This window comes from Bacillus sp. 16GRE42 (genome assembly GCF_019837435.1).
GTDB lineage: Bacteria > Bacillota > Bacilli > Bacillales > Bacillaceae_G > Bacillus_A > Bacillus_A wiedmannii.
In genome coordinates this window covers 1-18,514 of the sequence record NZ_JADAXF010000005.1, presented here as the reverse complement: position 1 = coordinate 18,514, position 18,514 = coordinate 1, and the positions used below count along the sequence as shown (strand labels likewise).

General features: G+C 32.6%; 18 protein-coding genes, 1 tRNA gene and 3 pseudogenes. 15 read left to right on the top strand and 7 right to left on the bottom strand.

Annotated elements, in window-relative coordinates; genetic code table 11:
* Positions 1–379: 379 nt before the first annotated feature.
* The 6 genes and pseudogenes from ILS93_RS28775 (at position 380) to ILS93_RS23335 (ending at position 3,922) form a co-directional block, all read left to right on the top strand.
* Entirely contained in the window at positions 380–883 is a 504-nt protein-coding gene (locus ILS93_RS28775) for a MutH/Sau3AI family endonuclease (RefSeq protein WP_258126928.1), read from the top strand.
* 225 nt (positions 884–1,108) lie between these two features.
* The gene (locus tag ILS93_RS28770; protein WP_258126929.1) at positions 1,109–1,729 is read left to right on the top strand and encodes a PDDEXK family nuclease; all 621 of its coding nucleotides are present in this window, start codon (positions 1,109–1,111) and stop codon (positions 1,727–1,729) included.
* A 193-nt stretch (positions 1,730–1,922) separates the two neighbouring features.
* Positions 1,923–2,354, top strand: a pseudogene (locus ILS93_RS28985) (hypothetical protein).
* A 40-nt stretch (positions 2,355–2,394) separates the two neighbouring features.
* A complete protein-coding gene (locus ILS93_RS23345; protein ID WP_222661388.1) occupies positions 2,395–3,390 on the top strand; it encodes a type II toxin-antitoxin system antitoxin SocA domain-containing protein in 996 nt (331 codons plus the stop codon).
* Between the two features lie 234 nt (positions 3,391–3,624).
* Positions 3,625–3,698 (top strand) — tRNA-Ile (locus ILS93_RS23340).
* Positions 3,699–3,769: 71 nt separating this feature from the next.
* Entirely contained in the window at positions 3,770–3,922 is a 153-nt protein-coding gene (locus ILS93_RS23335; protein ID WP_154401050.1) for a hypothetical protein, read from the top strand.
* 211 nt (positions 3,923–4,133) lie between these two features.
* Here ILS93_RS23335 and bla read toward each other — a convergent pair whose 3' ends face one another.
* A complete protein-coding gene (gene bla, locus ILS93_RS23330; RefSeq protein WP_222661386.1) occupies positions 4,134–5,069 on the bottom strand; it encodes a class A beta-lactamase in 936 nt (311 codons plus the stop codon).
* A gap of 677 nt (positions 5,070–5,746) precedes the next feature.
* Here bla and ILS93_RS23325 point away from each other — a divergent pair.
* Both ILS93_RS23325 and ILS93_RS23320 read left to right on the top strand, forming a co-directional pair.
* Positions 5,747–6,367, top strand: coding sequence for a DsbA family protein (locus ILS93_RS23325; RefSeq protein ID WP_064474270.1), 621 nt, complete (start codon positions 5,747–5,749; stop codon positions 6,365–6,367).
* Between the two features lie 173 nt (positions 6,368–6,540).
* On the top strand, positions 6,541–7,362 hold the full coding sequence (locus tag ILS93_RS23320; RefSeq protein WP_064474271.1) for an MBL fold metallo-hydrolase: 822 nt from the start codon (positions 6,541–6,543) through the stop codon (positions 7,360–7,362).
* An 83-nt stretch (positions 7,363–7,445) separates the two neighbouring features.
* Here ILS93_RS23320 and tnpB read toward each other — a convergent pair whose 3' ends face one another.
* Positions 7,446–8,567: an IS200/IS605 family element RNA-guided endonuclease TnpB gene (gene tnpB / locus ILS93_RS23315; RefSeq protein WP_222661384.1), complete on the bottom strand. Its 1,122-nt coding sequence runs from the start codon at positions 8,565–8,567 to the stop codon at positions 7,446–7,448.
* A gap of 210 nt (positions 8,568–8,777) precedes the next feature.
* Between tnpB and ILS93_RS23310 the strand changes: the two genes are divergently transcribed.
* Positions 8,778–9,305: a nuclear transport factor 2 family protein gene (locus ILS93_RS23310; protein WP_222661382.1), complete on the top strand. Its 528-nt coding sequence runs from the start codon at positions 8,778–8,780 to the stop codon at positions 9,303–9,305.
* A 223-nt stretch (positions 9,306–9,528) separates the two neighbouring features.
* On the opposite strand, the gene ILS93_RS23305 is transcribed toward ILS93_RS23310, so the two are convergent.
* From ILS93_RS23305 to ILS93_RS23295, 3 genes are all read right to left on the bottom strand, one after another.
* Positions 9,529–10,524, bottom strand: a complete 996-nt coding sequence (locus tag ILS93_RS23305; RefSeq protein ID WP_064475109.1) for a zinc metalloprotease — start codon at positions 10,522–10,524, stop codon at positions 9,529–9,531.
* A gap of 85 nt (positions 10,525–10,609) precedes the next feature.
* Complete coding sequence (locus tag ILS93_RS23300; RefSeq protein WP_064475110.1) at positions 10,610–10,801, bottom strand: hypothetical protein; 192 nt, start codon at positions 10,799–10,801, stop codon at positions 10,610–10,612.
* Between the two features lie 14 nt (positions 10,802–10,815).
* Positions 10,816–11,739, bottom strand: a complete 924-nt coding sequence (locus ILS93_RS23295) for a M28 family metallopeptidase (protein WP_222661380.1) — start codon at positions 11,737–11,739, stop codon at positions 10,816–10,818.
* A 525-nt stretch (positions 11,740–12,264) separates the two neighbouring features.
* Between ILS93_RS23295 and ILS93_RS23290 the strand changes: the two are divergent.
* Positions 12,265–13,221, top strand: a pseudogene (locus ILS93_RS23290) (S8 family peptidase).
* A gap of 214 nt (positions 13,222–13,435) precedes the next feature.
* On the top strand, positions 13,436–14,638 hold the full coding sequence (locus tag ILS93_RS23285) for an S-layer homology domain-containing protein (protein WP_222661378.1): 1,203 nt from the start codon (positions 13,436–13,438) through the stop codon (positions 14,636–14,638).
* A 262-nt stretch (positions 14,639–14,900) separates the two neighbouring features.
* On the opposite strand, the gene ILS93_RS23280 is transcribed toward ILS93_RS23285, so the two are convergent.
* Positions 14,901–15,329 (bottom strand): ImmA/IrrE family metallo-endopeptidase, encoded by a 429-nt coding sequence (locus ILS93_RS23280; protein ID WP_222661375.1) that lies wholly within the window; start codon positions 15,327–15,329, stop codon positions 14,901–14,903.
* 22 nt (positions 15,330–15,351) lie between these two features.
* The gene (locus tag ILS93_RS23275) at positions 15,352–15,780 is read right to left on the bottom strand and encodes a helix-turn-helix domain-containing protein (RefSeq protein WP_048543952.1); all 429 of its coding nucleotides are present in this window, start codon (positions 15,778–15,780) and stop codon (positions 15,352–15,354) included.
* Positions 15,781–15,916: 136 nt separating this feature from the next.
* On the opposite strand from ILS93_RS23275, the pseudogene ILS93_RS23270 reads away from it, so the two are divergent.
* The 4 genes and pseudogenes from ILS93_RS23270 to ILS93_RS23255 all read left to right on the top strand — a co-directional run.
* A pseudogene (locus ILS93_RS23270) lies at positions 15,917–16,152 on the top strand (helix-turn-helix transcriptional regulator).
* An 86-nt stretch (positions 16,153–16,238) separates the two neighbouring features.
* On the top strand, positions 16,239–17,135 hold the full coding sequence (locus tag ILS93_RS23265; RefSeq protein ID WP_222661373.1) for a DnaD domain-containing protein: 897 nt from the start codon (positions 16,239–16,241) through the stop codon (positions 17,133–17,135).
* 104 nt (positions 17,136–17,239) lie between these two features.
* Complete coding sequence (locus ILS93_RS23260) at positions 17,240–17,626, top strand: hypothetical protein (protein ID WP_097864234.1); 387 nt, start codon at positions 17,240–17,242, stop codon at positions 17,624–17,626.
* A gap of 237 nt (positions 17,627–17,863) precedes the next feature.
* Positions 17,864–18,514: lysozyme family protein (locus ILS93_RS23255; protein WP_222661371.1), on the top strand; the 651-nt coding region annotated here is incomplete at its 3' end.

The following is an 18,514-nucleotide window of genomic DNA, read 5'->3' as shown; positions in this document are numbered from 1 at the left end:
CTTTTATAATATATAGGTATATTGTTAGTTTATTTGATTCCGTTTATTCCCACACCTGATGTGTAGTGGTTGAGTTGTAGAAGTAAGTTTTGTTCTTACTTTAATTTTGAAAGGGCTTCTTTGAGCCGATTAGTGTAAATAGCTTATTTTGCTATACACAATTAATCGACTTGAGGAAGCCCTTTTTGTTTTGGGTGAAACAAGTATGAAAAAGTATTTCTGTATACAATAACAGATTAAAAAAGGAAGTTTATATAGGAGGAGAACAATTACGAGTAATTGTTTTGTAGGGGTATGTAGTTTTTTAAATTTAATGTATGAATAGTTAATTGTTCAGTTTTAGTAACTAAATAATAATGAAAAATAGGTGGGGATGAGTATGAAATTTAAAACAGAGGAAGAACTAGTAGCATTTACGGAAGGAATTATTGGGAAGAGTTTTAAAGAAATTGATACAAAAGGAATTTTACAAGGAAATAGTAACGATAAAGGAATATTGGGTAAGGTTGTTGAGACAGGATTTTACGAGTATGAATTAAATAATTGTCCTGAGGCAGACTTTGGAGAATTAGGAATTGAGTTGAAGGTGTCTGGTTTTAATAAACTTCGAAATGGATCATGGTCGGCAAAGGAAAGAATTTCTTTAAGCTTGATTAACTATAAAAATATTATTCATGAAGAATATGAGTTTAGCAAAGTTGTTTCTAAGAACAAAAAGTTGCTAATTATTTGGTACGAATATATGAAAGGTGTTCCGTATGGAGATTTTATAATTCGAGATTTTCAACTCTATGATATGTCGCAAGATGAAGCAATAATCAGAAATGATTTTTATACAATAAAGCAAAAAGTGCTAGAAGGATTTGCTCATAAATTGTCCTAGGGTGATACTGTTATTTTAGGGGCAGCCACAAAAGGACAGAAAGGACAAAAAGCCAAACAGCCTAATTCGGAAATCTCTGCACCTACAAGAGCATTTTCCTTAAAAAACTCTTTCTTTCGTGGTGTTTTGAGAAGTCATGTAGAAAGAACGGATAGAGGTGAAAAATCTAATGTATTTGTCACACCTGAAGGATACATTTGGAATCAACTAAAACCGTATAAGGGGATGAATCAATTAGATATATTAAATCTTTTTGAGAAGCGTGATCCAGCTAAAAAAATACCTAACAGTATTAGTAAAATGGTATCTAATAGGATAATAGGTACAGATAAGGAATTACCAGAGAAGCATGAGGTATTCAGTAAATCTAATTTTCTAATTAAAAATATACCAATTCGAGAGGATAACAGTCCTATAGAAAAAGCAACGTTCAGAACCTTGCAACTTGCAGATTTTGAAACTTCTTGGGAAGAGTCTTCCTGGAAAACATTCTTTGAAGAAGTAACTTTCATATATGTAGATTATCTAGGAGAGAAAGATGGTAAGAAGCTAGGTAATGGCCAAAGGATTCTGGATAAAATTTTTAAGGTTACATTTACTCCTGAAGAAGTAGATGAGTTTGAGAAAACTTATAACATGATAAAGGAGACAATTGAAACAGGGGACATTCGTATACTTCCAAAAGTTTCACATGATTTAGGAAAGGAACTTAAATTGGTTGTTTCAACAAAAGGAAGTGGTACAGGGGGCGATGAGAGATTTTTTGATGATACAAGAGAAACATGCTTTATGTTAAATAAAGATTGTATTCATCAGAAGTTTAATGAAGCTGTGATTCTAAAGTAGATACGTAATTAATTTACGAATTAAATTACAGCAAAACAATCATATAGAAGTTTCGTAGATGACATAAAGGCTCTGATTATAAGAGGAGAGAATGGAAGTCTACTGTTAATCAACAAAAAACGTATCAATTGATACGTTTTTTGTTGTTGTTCAGGTAAATATGAGGTATGATTTGAAAGGGGAAAGAACTTTAATGCGCATTAGCTTACAAAATAAGGAGACAAAAAAGCACACTAATTTTACAATTGGTGAGATTGAGCAGTACATAACTGAGCTTAAAAAATTAATTAAAAATAATTGATTTACGATTTCTCGAAGTGAAAAAAGGAAAGAGAATATTGAATTTTTAGAGGCTTATAAGATTAATGTGAGTAAAGTGAAAGAGATTCTTCTTAATATAGGAGTACATGATTTTTGTTATGCAGTTGATAATAAAAATCCAAATTTTTCTTATGAAAAATTGTATATCTTTAGTCCACAATATGAGCTAGATAATTGGGGACAAAATAAGTCGGTAGACATATATGTTAAGACGAATCTAATTGAAAATAAGGACAAGAACAAATACATGATTGTTGTTTCTTTTCATAAAAGGAATAAACCAGTCACTTATCTTTTTAGATAAAGATAAGTGACTTATGGTTCTATAATGAGGGAGGATTTTTATGTTAGTTTTATGTGAGTGTTGTCGAGTTATGGTGAAGTATTCTACTAAAGATGTTCCAAAAATGACAGTCATTAGAGGGAAGCAATATCATTACGTGGGTAAAGAAGCAAAATGCGAAGAGTGTAAATCTGAAATATTTGTTCCTGACATTCATGATTATAATTTAGAACAATTAGATCATACATATAGGCAACAGGAGCAGTTAGTTACTATCTCTGAGATAAGAGGGATTTTAGAAAAATATAAGATTGGAAAACGTCCATTATCTTTACTCTTAGGTTGGGGTGAAGTTACCTTAACAAGGTATGTAAATGGGGATATTCCGACAAAGCAGTACTCGGATATATTGAAAAGATTAAGTAGGGATCAAACTTTTATGCTAGATATTCTGGATAGAAATAAGGATTTAATTACTCAAAAAGCATATAGGGTTTCTAAAGAGGCAATTGTAAAGCTGCAGGAAAATGAAGAATTTACTTCTACACAGACTACAAAAATTGAGACAGTTACTAATTATTTGCTATATAAAAATGATGATATTACTCCTTTAGCCCTTCAAAAACTTTTATACTACGCGCAAGGATTTTGTAGGGTGTTTACTGGAACATATTTATTTGAAAATGATTGTGAAGTAGGAAGTAACGGCCCGGTATATCGAGTTATTTTGGATAAATACAAAGGATATCAGTACGACAATCTTGAAGTTAATGATGATAGTGCAAATCAGTTAACTCAAATAGAAAAGGAACTATTAGATTGTGTAGTTAACACTTTAGGGTGTTATAGTGGGAAGAGTTTAGAGAAAATGATTCTATTTGACTTACCATGGGCAGTAGCTGATCTAGAATTAGAAGATAATAATTTGTGTAAACCTATTTTAGAAAAAGAGGAGATAGATAATTGTTTTAATACAATGAAACAGGCATATAATTTAGTTACTATTTCTGATATTAAACAATATAGTATAAGGGTATTTGAAAATATAAACAATTAATTGTTGTAATTATATTATTTTTAATATGATTGATATATCGATTTTTTTACTGTTAACCAAACCCCTGTAAAGGTATTAAAAGATAGTAATAATTACAAAGGATAAGGAGTGCAGAATATAAACACTTTTAACATGATGTAAATATGCATATTAAATAAAATGTAAAGTGAATTCATACATTATATGGTAAAATGATATATGTGAATACGTCTTATGAAGTGAATTTTATGCTTTGGACCTTTAGCTCAGCTGGTTAGAGCAAACGGCTCATAACCGTTCGGTCGTAGGTTCGAGTCCTACAAGGTCCATTTATAAACAAGGAGAAAGCACTCATTTGAGTGCTTTCTCCTTGTTTATAATAAATAAAGGGGTTTGTGACATGAAAATAATTGATTTAGAGACAGAAAGAAAAAAGAAGGAAAAATTAATGGTAACTATTCCAATTATAGAACTAATGTATGGAGAAAAAGGGGAAATTGAATTTAAAGTAGTAGGAAAAAAAGTTGTTCCACAATCCATGTTTGAGAATTAAACTACTTTTATTTCTTATAGGCTGTAGGGTCGTTATGTGGGAGATTTCTAAGTATGGAATCCTCTTGGGTACCAATAAAAGGAAAAACTAAAAGTTATGTTCGAAATGGAGGTGAATTTATAGTGATAATGGTAGATTTCTTGTAAAATACACAAAAAGACCGTCACAGTATTGTGACGGAAAATAGAAAAATTCTGATGACTTACTACTATTATTGTTTATTTGGAGTTTTTAAAGCATCTAACACTATTTTGGTTGCTTCTGCAATAAGTTTATCATCGTATTTAGCATCCTCTTTGTCATGATTAGAAAGTATTGCAAGAACAATTGGCTTTTTATTTGGTGGCCAAATAATTGCAATATCATTTCGGGTTCCATAAGATCCTGAGCCAGTCTTATCAGCTACTTCCCATTCTCCTGGAACTCCAGCACGAATTAAGTTGTCTCCCGTAGTATTCCTTTTCATCCAATCTTTTAATAAATCCCGTTTCTCAGTTGAAAGTACATCTCCTAGCGCGAAAGCCTGAAGACTAGTAGCTAATGCCTTTGGGGTACTAGTATCATGAGTCTCTCCTGGATGCACTTCGTTTAATTCTGGTTCAAAACGTTCAGGGTTTGTAACAGTATCTCCTATTTCTATCAGTGATTTTTTGAATTCACTTGGCCCACCTAATTGTTTAAGAATAAGATTTTGTGCAGTATTATCACTATATCGAAGGGAAGCATCTGCAAGCTCTTTCAGAGTCATACCTTTATCAACATACTTTTCCGTAATTGGATTGTAATTAACAAGATCTTCACGAGTATACAGAATTCTTTGATTTAGATCTTCCATTGATTTCTTTTTTAAAAGTACTCCCACAGCTAGAGCTTTGTGGGTAGATGCGTATGCAAACCGTTCATCTGATTGATAAGTAACGGTTTGATTTGTATCAGTGTCCAAGGCATAAATACCGAGTTTAGCATCAAATTCTTTTTCAAGCTTAGCGAAAGAATGATTAACTGTATTTTCTTGTTTGGCTTGTTTAGGTGGTTCAGATTGAGTATTAATATTGGAACAGCCTATAAGCGTTGCGCATGAAAGAAATAATACAGGTACAATCTTTTTGTAAGGTAACATGTTAAAAAACTTGTTTAAGACTATCATAAATTTTCAACCTCTTTCAAAATTAAATGGTTTTTGTCTAGGTGTTCTAAATATCAATACAATTAAAGAGTGTATAGGGTAACACTCTTCTTGCATCACTCTTATCATAAACACCTGTTTTATACGTATAATTAATAGACAATCTAAGTAGCAAGTTTGTTCCATTTAAAGAGAAATAAGAAGATGTTTTTAGAATTCATTATCTTAAACAATAGACATTTAGGGTAAAGGAGATTTATTTTAATCCCATAATTGTGGAAACGTTAAAGTAGAAATTTAATATTTTTTGTAAAAAAGAATTGACTTTCGATTATGTTGTAACTAATATGGTTACATGATATGTAACTTATTTAGTTACAAAAAAGTCCTGTTTTAAGAAAAAAGATTTATATATGTAATTGAGGATAGCGGTCTATACGTTGTCGTCCAGTACAGGAAGTTACTACTATATTAACAACTATGCATATTCTAATCGGTAGTGTTTTCTGCTTTAGAGCCATAACGTGCAGAGTTATCTTTTATGAATAAATTTAGTTGATTTTTTTTTTGGAAAGATTAGTTTTTGGGGAAAATAATAAGGTTTCTAAAAAAGATACAATTTTACAAACCAAAAAGCTAGCTAGGAATTTTTAAGTGATAGCTGGACTAGCTAATAAAAATAAAGGTAGGAGATTTAAATGGAGAAAAAACAAGATAACCTTATATACGTGTGGGACGCATATTGTGGATGGTGCTATGGTTTTTCAGAAAGTATTAAAGGATTTTACAAAGAACACACTGAAATGCCGTTAACAGTTTTATGTGGAGGATTATTTTTAGATGATCTACCAATAAAAAATTTCTCATATATAGAAGAGGGAAATAAAAGAATTAATCAACTTACAGGTGCAGAATTTGGTCCTTCCTATCAAAAATTGGTGGAAGAAGGGACTTTTAAAATGAATTCGAAAGATGCTGCAATTGGCTTTTCAGCTTTACGTTCATTAGCGCCAGACCGTTTGTTAGAATTCACGTCGGCTATGCAAAAAGCGTTTTATTATGATGGACAAAGCCTAAGTGATCCTGAGACATATCGTAAGATTGCAATTGAGCATGGTTTGGACCCTGAACAAGTATTAGAGCGTTTAAATGCGCAAGAAACCATTGTAGATGTCCAAAATGATTTCAATAAGGTTCGACAGCTTGGTGTTAATAGTTATCCTTCTTTACTTTTACAAAAGGATAATCAAATTATTCCTATTGGTGGTGGAGTAATGACGCCAGATAAAATTGAAGCACGTTTTAAAAATTTATATTAAGAAAAAGTAGGCTATAGTAGCAAACATGTTAGTTGATGCCAACCGAAATACATCTCCCGAATATATGCTGGTGCTATTACACTTTTAGGTGAATTGAAGAGGGAGCTTCTATCGGAACAAGATAAAAATATGTTAACTAGTTAATAACTTTAACAAAAGGAGAATAATATTCTATGTTTAAAACAATCGATATAAATCAAAAAGATGTAAAATTGACGGTGTTTAGTTCAGACGAAAACAGTTTTATGGTCACTGCAACTTTGGTTGAGAAAGCAGGACATGCATTTTTAATAAACTCAAAATTTACTCAATCTGATTCGAAAGAAATTGTGGGTTATTTGAAAAACAATAACTTATCTCTAGATAAAATCTTTATTATCCATGGGGATCCTGATTACTATTTTGGGTTAGAAAGTATTAAAGCTGCTTACCCAGATGCCATAGCGTATGCTACAGAGTCTACGGTTGAACATATTGTTCATTCTGTATTAGGGAAATTGAAAGTTTGGAAAGATGCGCTTGGAGAAAATGCACCAAGTAATGTGGTATTACCTCAAGTCTTTAAGGAAAAATCCATTGATTTTCAGGGACTAACATTTGAACTAGTAGGCTTAGACGATTACAGAACTAGCTTATTTAACAGAGAACTAAAATTATTAATTGGGGGAATAGATGTATTTAACGAAATCCATCTATTCTTAGCAGATACTAGTTCAAAAGCAGCAATGGAGGCATGGATTGAGAACTTGAAAGTGTTGCAGGCTTTAAATGCTGACGTAATTGTACCGAGCCATGGATCAATTGAAAAATCCTTAGATAATCATGCGATTACTGCAACTATGGCTTATTTAAGAACTGCAATTCAAGCTTCTGAGGAAAGTAAAACTTCAAAAGATTTTGTAGCAAAACTTGAAACAGCATATCCAGGCTATGCTAATAAAGGTGTATTAGAATTAAGTGCAAAAGTTGTAACAAAAGAAATGCCTTGGGGTTAATGCTATGATTGAACTACCCCCACTTTCACTTCGTTTAGAAGTGGGAGATTCCTAAGTAAAGAGTTCTATCGAACTCTAATTGATTAGGCTAACCCCGCAGTCCTTGCGGTTAGAAGCCTTATTGCTTCATTCTTTATATTGATACTTGCGTTAATATCCCTATCATGGTGTGTACGACAAGAAGGACAGTCCCATTTACGTAGGTTTAGATTTTTAACGTCTTTGTTTTGATATCCACAACAAGAACATAATTGGCTGGAAGCAAATGTTTTCGATACGACAATGACTTGTTTGCCATACCATTTTGCTTTATATTCCAACATGGTTCGAAACTGTGACCAAGATACTTCACTAATTGCTTTTGCTAACTTACGATTTTTTAACATATTCGATACTTGTAAATCCTCTATACCGATAACATCGTGGCTTTTGATGATTTCAGTTGAGATTTTGTCTAAGTAATCTTTTCTAGCATTTGATATGTATTCATGAATTCTAGCTACTTTTACCCGTTGTTTATTCCAACGAGAAGATCCTTTCATTCTTCTAGAAAGAACACGCTGTGCTTTCGCCAACTTATCTTCTAATGATTGGAAAAACTTCGGATTTTCATAGGATTTCCCATCTGACAAAATAGCGAAATCTTTGAGTCCTACATCTATCCCAATGTAAGAATGTGTTTTCGGAAGTTCTTGTACTTCTGTTTCAACTAATAGTGACACAAAATATCTACCAGAAGGGTTTCGACTAACTGTAGCATTTACAATACGTCCCGTTATTTCACGACTTTTGGCAAATCGAACAAGACCTAGTTTCGGCAACTTTATCCTGTTTCCTACAACAGCAATGTTTTCATTTGTTTGTTTTGTGATATAAGATTGTACGTTATTCTTCTTGGATTTAAAACGCGGGGCACTATTTTGTTTTTTGAAAAATCGTGTATAAGCATCCGCAAGGTTGCGAACAGACGACTGAATCGCAATACTATCCACTTCTTTGAGCCAAACAAACTCTTTCTTCATGGCAGGAAGTTTGGCAGAGCATGTACCATATGTTAAACCTTTTCCAGTTTCTTTGTATGCGTGATCCCATAGGGATAGGAAATGATTGAATACAAAGCGAGAACAACCTATCGTTTTGTTAATTAGAATTGCTTGTGCTTGATTTGGATAGATACGAAACTTATAGGCTTTATTAATTATCATTTGATTCACCTCCATTTCGGTATATGACTATTATATACCAAACATATATTCGGTGAATAGTGAAGTAACACTTTATGTATGTCGAACAATTAAGATGGTTTCCTGCCATCTCTTGTTCGAAGCCAATTTATCTCCCACCTACTCACTTCGCGTTCCTTGAGGAAGGAGTATTGTTGGCTAAAATGATAAAATTAGAAGAGGTAGGTTTATATGAAATTAGAGAAAAATTTAATAGTAATAATTATTTCTGTGTTTATTTTAGGAATTGTGTCGACTTTGATATTTCAAGCTTCAACTGGTAATACCAAAGGTCATTCAACAAAGAGCGAGAATGTTGCAACAGTATCGAAAGATAATGTGACAGAAAAAGAAAAAAATAAAAAGATGGTAGTTGATTTCTATAATGAAGTTTTTAACAAACATAATATCGATATTATCCCTAAATATGTAAGTGAAGATTATAAGCAACATAATCCTTTTGTTGCTGATGGACGAAAAGCCTTCATGGATTTCTTTAAGGAGGACTTTGTAAAAAATCCAAATTCCTCTGCAGAGATTAAACGTGTAGTAGATGAAGGAGATACAGTTGCCCTTCATGTACATTCTCGTACTAATTCTCAAGATAAGGGAGTTGCTATAGTGGATATTTTTCGTATAAAGGATGGAAAGATTGTCGAACACTGGGATGTAATTCAAGAGATTCCAAATGAGGCAGCTAATAATAATACGATGTTTTAGGTAGAAGATATCTCTAATAATTGTTAGAGATGAATAGAATCTTGAAATTTAGACAAGTTAATTTTAAGCTGAGTAAAAATGAAGGGATGCCCTAGATATGGTACTAGGACATCTCTTTTTGTTTTAACGAGATTTAATTTATTATGATTTGTAGGGTGCTTATTGCATGTATATACTTATTACTTAATCCTAACCAACATCGTTTTAAAAATATGTTACCGTATTAATTTGTAAGAAAGGATGAACGTGGTCCGGCAAGACATGCATCTATACGATCTACTTGACCTTTTGTAAACATTACCATAGTATCATCATCAACATAATCCATATAGTTCATATACATATCACCATGAGGCACGTCATTACATGAAGTGTGAGGGAATGTAATCTTGGGATTATGTTGTGTAGCTTTATGTGAACTTCCGAAGTTTGGCACCCCTTGATTAGGCGTATCATCAACTCTATCTGAACCACTACAAACGTCAGGTAAACGTTCATCGTCACCCCAAATATGGCGTAAGTTGAACCAATGTCCAATTTCATGTGTGGCTGTACGTCCTAAATGGTAGGGTTCTGTCGCAGTACCTATAGTACCAAAAAATTTGTATGCTATTACAACACCATCTGTTTCAGATGGACCACCAGGAAATTGTGCATATCCTAAGACACTGTTACCTTCTTCATCTAAAATATTTGGACATACCCACAGATTTAAATATTTGTCAGCTGGCCATGCATCTACTCCACCTGTACTTTGTGATTTGACAGAATTATCATCCGCTAAAAATGATTGTTCATTTGTATGGGTACGAGTGATACCATTTATTTGATTTCCGTCAGGATCTTTTGTAGCAAGAAAGAACTCTACTCTAGCATCACTTACAGAATCTTTAAATGCAGAAGGTACATTTGCTATATCAGGGTTCGTTGCTCGAAAATCACGATTTAAAACATCAATTTGACTATGGACTTGTTCATCTGAGATGTTTTGTTCCTCAGTATTCCATACAACATGGACTACTACAGGGATTTTGACAACTGGTCTTTCTGATTCTATACGCGCACTATTCAGAAATTCGTTTGTGACACGTTCAATTTCTGCACGTGCATTTTTATATTGCTCAGACTCTTCTAGTAATTTTTGATGAAGCTCAATAGTTGCACATCTACGCAAAGTAGGTGTATTTGTTCTTTCTGATGAGTTAGTTTGATTTGGCATTTTAATTTCTCCTTTTAGCTGATATCCTGTAAGTTTCATTCAATATTTCAAATAATGTTTGATTCGAAAACTATTGTAAAAATGTTTATTGTTTTTTATTCTTGATAAATTCTTCAGTCATTTTTTCAATTTTTTCTTGTTCTTTTCTGTATTCTTCAGATTCCTTTAATAATTTTTCATGCATACTCATAGTTCCACAATTACGTCTGGTAGGGGGCGGGTCTTTAGAATTGTCTGTTGAGTTATGGAAACTTCCTTCATGAGTAAAGTTGTTCATGAAAATTCCCTCTTTCATTCTAAGTTTGTAACTTGAGAAGCAATATAAGATATATTCATTCGTAAAATATCGAGAGCAAGTGGATAATGGATATGCTCAAGAGTATCGTTAGCGGTATGGTCATTAGGATTCAAAGAGTCTTCGCCCTCTATTGTTAAAACAGCAGGTATTCCCTTATTAAGAAAAGATACATGATCACTATCAAATGGATTAAGAGATACTTTAACATCGATATCTGTATATAAAGATGCTGCATTTTTTAATCCATTAATGAGCTCTTCAGATAAAGGTGAACCTTCAATTAATACTGCTGGTGTCGAAGTGTTTAATTTTCCTATCATGTCCATATTAATAACTGCTCGAATGCGATTTTTATCTGGAGTAGTTAGGTTCTCAACATATTGTTTACTACCTAATAATCCTTGTTCTTCTCCTCCAAAAAGGATAAAGCGCAGATCATGTTGTACGGGAATGTCTTTAAATACACGAGCGATTTCCAAAACTCCTGCACTACCACTGGCATTATCATCGGCTCCAGGGGCATTAGATGAAGGCCCTCCACTATGGTTAACAGAATCGAGATGGGCAGTAATAATAATTAAGTGTTTCTCTTCATCACGATTTGTACCCATTTTATTTGCGATAACATTTTGGCTATCTTCATTATTTACACATATTGTTTCGCTACTAGTTGTATATCCCATTTCATTTAATATCTCACGAGTCCACGTTGCGGCTTCTTCATAAAAAGAGCTAGTAGAAAACCTTGTTGGATATGAAACTAAATGTGTTAAATATGATTGGAACTGATTTTCGCTTATTTGATTAACTAGTGATTGTATAGAATTTACAAGTGTAGACTGATTATGAAAACTGCCGGAAATAAGTAATTCGTTTTCAGTATCATTAGTACCACCAGGGAAAATAGGTTCTCTCATTCTTATAATTTCACCACCTTAATTATATTTTTGCTTAGAAAGCAGTATTTCAAATATAACTTGTGAACGAACTCATACGTTTATACAAGCATTAACTGGTAAATTTACATTTATCATAGTTAATTATTTTTTAATATATATATGAAATCAAACGACATTTTTGGATGTAAATACCATTTGTAAGTATTGTTTAAATCTTAGATAATCCTCAAAAGTTTCAGGGTTAGAGAAATATAAATATCTTATTTTAAAAAATGTATTAGACTAAAAAATGAATATTAGATTTTTATAATGTAAAGAACGTGATTTTGAAAAACTTCTTTGAATAAAATGAGTGGCTATAGATTGTTGTTCATGGGTTTTAAAGAAAAAAATTAATATTCTTCATGATGTATATAAGGAGAAAATGAAGTTATATTTTCGATAAGTAAAAAATAAAGTTTTATGCTGCATTTTATATTAATCACATTCAAATCAAACAATAGCATCCGATGGTCTTTATTTAAATCTAATGGGGTGAAGTTAATGAGTCATAGAAATTCATCTGTGAATAGACAAAATGCAATATCTTTAATTCCTTTCAAAGTATTAGAAATGACTTCAAGTGTAGCTGAAATACCTAGTGGAGTAAAACTGATACATGCTCCTTCAGTATGGGAGAAAAGTGAGAAAGGAAAGGACATAGTTATTGCGGTTTTAGATAAAGGTTGCGCTACTGAACATATTGATTTAAAAGATCGTATTATTGGGGGATACAACTTTACAACGGATTATGAAAGTGATCCCAATAATTTTTTAGACAACCACGGGCATGGTACACATGTAGCTGGAATAATTGCGGATTCTGAGAACAATACGGGAGTTATTGGGGTAGCCCCATTAGCTAAATTACTAATTTTAAAAGTGTTTGATGGAAAGGGAAAATCATCAAATGAATGGATTACAGCTGGAATCATTAATGCAATAAACTGGAGAGGCTCTAAGGGAGAGAAGGTTAGAATCATTTCTATGTCCCTAAGTGGAAAAAAAGATGCCTATTGCTTACATGAAGCGATAAAGTTAGCAGTAAAATAACATACTTGTTGTATGCTCGGCTGGAAATGATGGGGACTGTAGAGAAGAAACAAATGAACTGAGCTATCCAGGGGCCTATCAAGAAATAGTAGAGGTTGGTTCAGTAGATATAAATAAAAAATTGCGTGTAAAAGTAATTCTAATAATCATTTAGATTTAGTGGCACCAGGTGAAGAGATTTGGTCAACTGATAGAGATGGCGGATATGCTAAATTGAGTGGTACTTCAATGGCAACCCCACATGTTTCAAGAGCAGCTGCATTAATTATTAAACAAAGTGAAAAAGAATTTAAAAGAATATTATCAGAAAGTGAAATTTATGCCCAATTGATAAAAAGAACTACTAATATTGGATATTCTCTATTTTTGGTAGTAAATGGAATGATGGACTTATCAAGAGAGTGTTAAGTGAAATGTAACAGTGAAATCGTAGTAAAAACTCTACTATAGGCAAGAAGAGTTTTTTAGTGAGTCTATAGCGTTCTGGGGGATTAGTATTTTTATCATTAATAACAATAAATAATTATATATAAATATAATGTATTTATGTTATTATATTTATATTGGAAAATAAAGTATATTTTTGTTCGCAAAAATAATTAGGATAAGAAGGGGAAATAGCATGAAAATGAAAAAAATGATTTTAACAGGTGCAGTACTTGCAGCAACAACTTTAACAACTTTAACAAATGTACAGGCAGATACAACATTTAAAGATGTTCCTACTGATCATTGGTCATATAAAGCAATTATGGATCTAAAAGAGAAAAATATCGTAGCTGGTTATGGAAATGGCATTTTTGGTTTCGGCGATAGTATTACACGTGGTCAAGTTGCTAGATTGCTTTATGTATACTTGAAACCAGTAGATGTAGATGCTAAATTTCAAAACCCATTTACGGATATAAAAGGTTCTATGTTCGAAAAAGAAATCTTAGCAATCACAAAAGCAGGGATTATGAGTGGATATGGTAATGGAAAGTTTGGACCAAATGAGGTCTTAACTCGTGAACAATTAGCAGCTGTTCTAACACAAGCATTTGATTTAAAAGGAACAACTGTCACCACTTTTAAAGATGTTGACAAGAATTATTGGGCTACGAAGGCAATTAGTGCAGTGCAGGAGAGTAAAATTGCTGCTGGTACAGGAAGTAACTTATTCGAGCCAAAAAGAGTTGTAACACGTGAGCAATATGCACAGTTTCTATACAATGGAATTAAAAGTGTGAACAAACCAGAGACAAAACCAGAGACAAAACCAGGAGTAACGCCAATAGGTATTCCCAATGCGTTAGTGACAGATGATTTTTTCTTTGATAGATATTCAATTGAAATTTCACCTGTAAGAGAGCAATCTATTTCTAAGCAAGGTCAAAATCTTGTTACTGAAGTAAATAAGAAATATAATGCGAATTTAAGATATAGATACGTAGCATCAGAAATTGATCTATATACTCCTAATTTGCCAAGAATGATTGATTCTCATGGTTCATTTTCGTTTGTTGGGAAGGATGCAGATAATTTCTATTTCGTGTTTGTCGTTGACAAATCAACTGTTGAGCTAGCGAAAAACTGGATGCATATGATAAATCCGAATTTCACACTTGATAAAGAAATTGATAAATTAGTAAATCCAAATCCAGAATTTAAAAAAGAAATTGATAGTTTTGTAAAAAATAATAAGGATTATATCAATCGTTTTGAAAAAGATAATCATAGCGTAGAAATAGCTATAAGTCCTCTACATTCAATAAGCCCTGGAGAGTCTGTAGTTACTCTAAATCCAGATTACTCTATATTACACGTTTCTGTACAAGCAAAATAATATTTAAGTAATGTCTCGATTTTCGAACAGGGAAGTATGGACAATATTAGAGGTTAAAGATTTTTCGAAAAAGACCGACTGTTATTGAAATGCACCCCAATTGTTAGAAACATAATTAACAATTGGGGTGCATTTTTATATTCGATTTAACTGTATAGATTCTTTTAACAATAAATACCATTTCATTTCTTTTGCTTTAACGATGGAGCATTCTCTTTTTCTCGTCAGCGTTTGAACCAATAATTAAAATGTCTTAATTGCTTTAGCAAGGCTTGTAAAATTCCAACAGTTCAACTGGTATATTATTTTTGTATGCTATACATGCTTTTGTATCACCAGGTTGAATGGTCTTTTTGTCAATTAACAAAAGCGCAGCAAACGTGTTTGCTTCTATCTCTAATTTATCAACGGAAAAGAATGTATTCTTACGCAGAAAAGGTGTATTTGCATGAGTATGTAGAACCGCATGTCCTAATTCATGAGCACAAACAGTTCTCTGCATAGATGGAGATAAATTAGTATTAATAACAATGAAACGATTTCTTTTTTCATATTTATAAAAACCATTTATTTCTTCATGTAAATCCCATGTTAGTACATGTATTTTTAAGTAATCTGCAAGCTCATAGGGGTTTGTCGTGTTGTATTTGTTGCTAAGTTGTTGGACTAGATCTCTAATGACGAATTTCAATGTATTCCCTCCTAAGCTCGCATCAGTTATCGTCTGGTTTACGATATTTCTTAGGCACGTATTTTTTATTGATTACTTTCGTTTGTTTTACAATATACTCCATTGCATCTAATAGTGATTCTACAGCTTCTTGACTCATAGGTTCACCAGAGAACATTAAGCCATCTTCTCCTTGAAGGTCTTTTTTTATTTCTTCCATTCTTTTTGCTATGTCTTTCTCATCTTTTGGCGTTAATTGCTTCTTAGTTTCGTCCGTAACAGCTCGTCCTAGTAAATAGTCAGCTGAAACTGAAAAACAATCCGCTAATTTAGTTAGAACATCATGTGGAGGGAATCTTTCTTCTGATTCGTAGTAGCCTATCATTCTTTGGGATACTCCAATTTTTTCAGCCAATTGTTTTTGTGTTAAATTTTCTTTTTTTCGTAAGGATTTTATTCTAACTCCTATCACATTGTTCACCTCTCTAATTGAACTAATTGTTCTCTTTGGATTTATTTTAGCACAAAAAGTTCCTTTTTGCATTGACAATGAACAATTAGTTCTTTAATCTATATTTAGAACTGATTGTTCTTACGGAGGTGGATTAATGGGTAACAAAATGTATGAACCGGAAAAGAAGTTATATAAAGAACTTGCTGGTTATTGTGGGGTTACGGAACGATATATTCGAATGATTGATCAAAAAGAAAGAATCCCTTCAATGAGAATTGCTAAAAAGATTGCACAGTTTTTTGATATGAGTGTAGACGATATTTTTTTAATAATAAATCGAACTTTAAGTTCTTTTTAACCTCGTGTAGGTGTGAAAAGGGTGGAAAATAAATTTCGTAATGAGAAAGTGAATAGTAGTGAGTACCGAACTTTGAAAGTAGATAATTGTTCTTAATAATAATGGAGAGGTAGATATTATGGGAATTCTTCGAGTTAAAAAGGATCATAATTATTCCGTCATCAATAATACAGGGTTAAAAGATAAAAGGCTTTCTTGGAAGGCGAAGGGGATATTAGCATACATACTTACACTTCCAGATGATTGGGTGTTTTATAGAGAGGAATTATCTCAACATGCAAAAGATGGTATTAATAGCTTAAGAGCTGGAATGAAGGAATTAAAAGAGTATGGATACATTAAAAGATTTCCGATTAGAGATGAAAAAAATAAAATTGTAAGATGGGAGACAATTATTTACGAAATCCCAGTGGTTGATTTTCCACCAGTGGAAAACCTACCTGCTGAAAATCCTGTTGATGGGAATCTACTGGTGGAAAATCGCAAGCTACTAAATACTGATTTAAAAAGTACTAAAAAACTAAACACTGATACACAAAATAAGGATCATCATCATGATAATAAGGAAAAATCACTCCCACAAATATTGATAAATGAAGATTTCAAAATAAGTTATAAATTTTTTCTGAAGAATGGAATATTGTTAAGTGAAATAGCTATTGCAGAGCTGGGTGAATTTTGCGAAGCATTAGGTAGTGAACTAATTTTGGAAGCAGTAAAGAGATCAATTGATGAGAATATACCAAAGTGGAGGTATGTACGTGGAATTCTTAAAAATTGGGAAAGTCAAAAAGTAAAAACAATTAATGATGTAGTTGTGTTAGATGCACAGTTTGATCTTTGTAAGAATAAGAAGCAATCTAGGTCAGGATATACCAAACGAAAAGAACTGGTACCAGAATGGCTACGTGAAAAAGAAGAAGTTCCAGAAGAGCAGCCTATACAAAATAATGAGTTAACTATTGAAGAAGAGCGTGAGAGATTAAAAGCTTTATTAAGAAAATATAAATCATAATTAATATTCGTGAATTCGATTAAAAGGATAATAAAGGTTATTTTACCTTTGGTGATATTAATAAGAAACAGAATTTAATTAAAGAAAAGTAGGGGGATTATTAGATGCTTGACTGGATGAAAGATTATCAGAAACTAGAAGAAGAAATTACGTATATAGAATTTAACTTAGACAAATCAAAAGCAGAGTTAAAGCGATGGACTAGTGGTGACTTGCAACATGTACGATTAACTACTGAATCAGAAGGTGCTAAGGTAGAAGGTCGTGTTGAAGCTATTGAATATGAATTAGGACATAAGATGAATGAAATGTTCGATTTAAAGATTTTAATTAATAAGTTTACTGGATTAGATCATCAAATACTTAAAATGAAGTATGTTGATGGAATGACTTTAGAACAAATAGCGTTTGACTTGCATTATAGTACAGGCTATATCCGACGAAAACATGCTGAAATAAGAAAGATTGTCAAGTTTTTAGAGGGGTTTTAATGTTACCTTTTTGTAGGCTACATGCAGTGTACAGAAAGTATTGAAAAAGTGATTTATAGTAGTAATATAAGATTTCGACGAAAGAGCAACTATTTTATGGTTGCTCTTTTTGTTGTGAAAGAAGCTAAGTACTATGGAGTAATTCAATAGGTTAATAGGTATTTAGAAGTTAAAAGTACTTAGTAAAATAGTAGTGTTTGGTCCAAAAATAATAGGGAAATAAGGAGATGTTTAGTAATGGGTATGTTAGCTGCTTCAGCTACAACAAAGAATCTACCACAACAAGTATTACGTTGGCAACCAATGGTAGAAAGTGAATGTTCTGCACAAGGAGTAACTGAGTTAATTCCTTACGTACTTGGAATCATTATGGTGGAAAGTGACGGGAATTCTGAAAAAACACCTGATATTATGCAATCAAGTGAATCCCAAGGAAGACCTGCGAATTCAATTAATAATCCGAAGGAATCCATTCACTATGGAGTAATGCACCTAAAAGGAGCTTTTGCAGATGCAAAGAATAACGGTATTACTGATTTAAGTGCTATTGTGCAATCGTATAATTTTGGACGTGCGTACATTCGGTGGTTAGCTTCTAATAATAAACAGCATTCATTATCTGTGGCAGACCTGTATTCTAAAACCGTTGTTGCACCATCTCTTGGTAATACAAATGGTACAATGGTTCGATATAGTCATCCTATCGCAGTGGCGTACAATGGCGGTTATCGATATAAAAATGGCGGGAATTTTTTCTACGCTGAAATTGTAAAACAATATGTAGATTTTAATGCAGGCGGTGTTCCGCAACCAGAGGGGATTGGGATGGCAAGATCAATATACTGGGAAGGATACGGCATTAACTACTACGATGGACCACATGGTAAT

Coding starts and splice junctions, on each gene's coding strand:
- ILS93_RS28775 (WP_258126928.1), top strand. CDS start 380: ATGAAATTTAAAACAGAGGAAGAACTAGTAGCATTTACGGAAGGAATT.
- ILS93_RS28770 (WP_258126929.1), top strand. CDS start 1,109: ATGAATCAATTAGATATATTAAATCTTTTTGAGAAGCGTGATCCAGCT.
- ILS93_RS23345 (WP_222661388.1), top strand. CDS start 2,395: ATGTTAGTTTTATGTGAGTGTTGTCGAGTTATGGTGAAGTATTCTACT.
- ILS93_RS23335 (WP_154401050.1), top strand. CDS start 3,770: ATGAAAATAATTGATTTAGAGACAGAAAGAAAAAAGAAGGAAAAATTA.
- bla (WP_222661386.1), bottom strand. CDS start 5,069: ATGATAGTCTTAAACAAGTTTTTTAACATGTTACCTTACAAAAAGATT.
- ILS93_RS23325 (WP_064474270.1), top strand. CDS start 5,747: ATGGAGAAAAAACAAGATAACCTTATATACGTGTGGGACGCATATTGT.
- ILS93_RS23320 (WP_064474271.1), top strand. CDS start 6,541: ATGTTTAAAACAATCGATATAAATCAAAAAGATGTAAAATTGACGGTG.
- tnpB (WP_222661384.1), bottom strand. CDS start 8,567: ATGATAATTAATAAAGCCTATAAGTTTCGTATCTATCCAAATCAAGCA.
- ILS93_RS23310 (WP_222661382.1), top strand. CDS start 8,778: ATGAAATTAGAGAAAAATTTAATAGTAATAATTATTTCTGTGTTTATT.
- ILS93_RS23305 (WP_064475109.1), bottom strand. CDS start 10,524: ATGCCAAATCAAACTAACTCATCAGAAAGAACAAATACACCTACTTTG.
- ILS93_RS23300 (WP_064475110.1), bottom strand. CDS start 10,801: ATGAACAACTTTACTCATGAAGGAAGTTTCCATAACTCAACAGACAAT.
- ILS93_RS23295 (WP_222661380.1), bottom strand. CDS start 11,739: ATGAGAGAACCTATTTTCCCTGGTGGTACTAATGATACTGAAAACGAA.
- ILS93_RS23285 (WP_222661378.1), top strand. CDS start 13,436: ATGAAAATGAAAAAAATGATTTTAACAGGTGCAGTACTTGCAGCAACA.
- ILS93_RS23265 (WP_222661373.1), top strand. CDS start 16,239: ATGGGAATTCTTCGAGTTAAAAAGGATCATAATTATTCCGTCATCAAT.
- ILS93_RS23260 (WP_097864234.1), top strand. CDS start 17,240: ATGCTTGACTGGATGAAAGATTATCAGAAACTAGAAGAAGAAATTACG.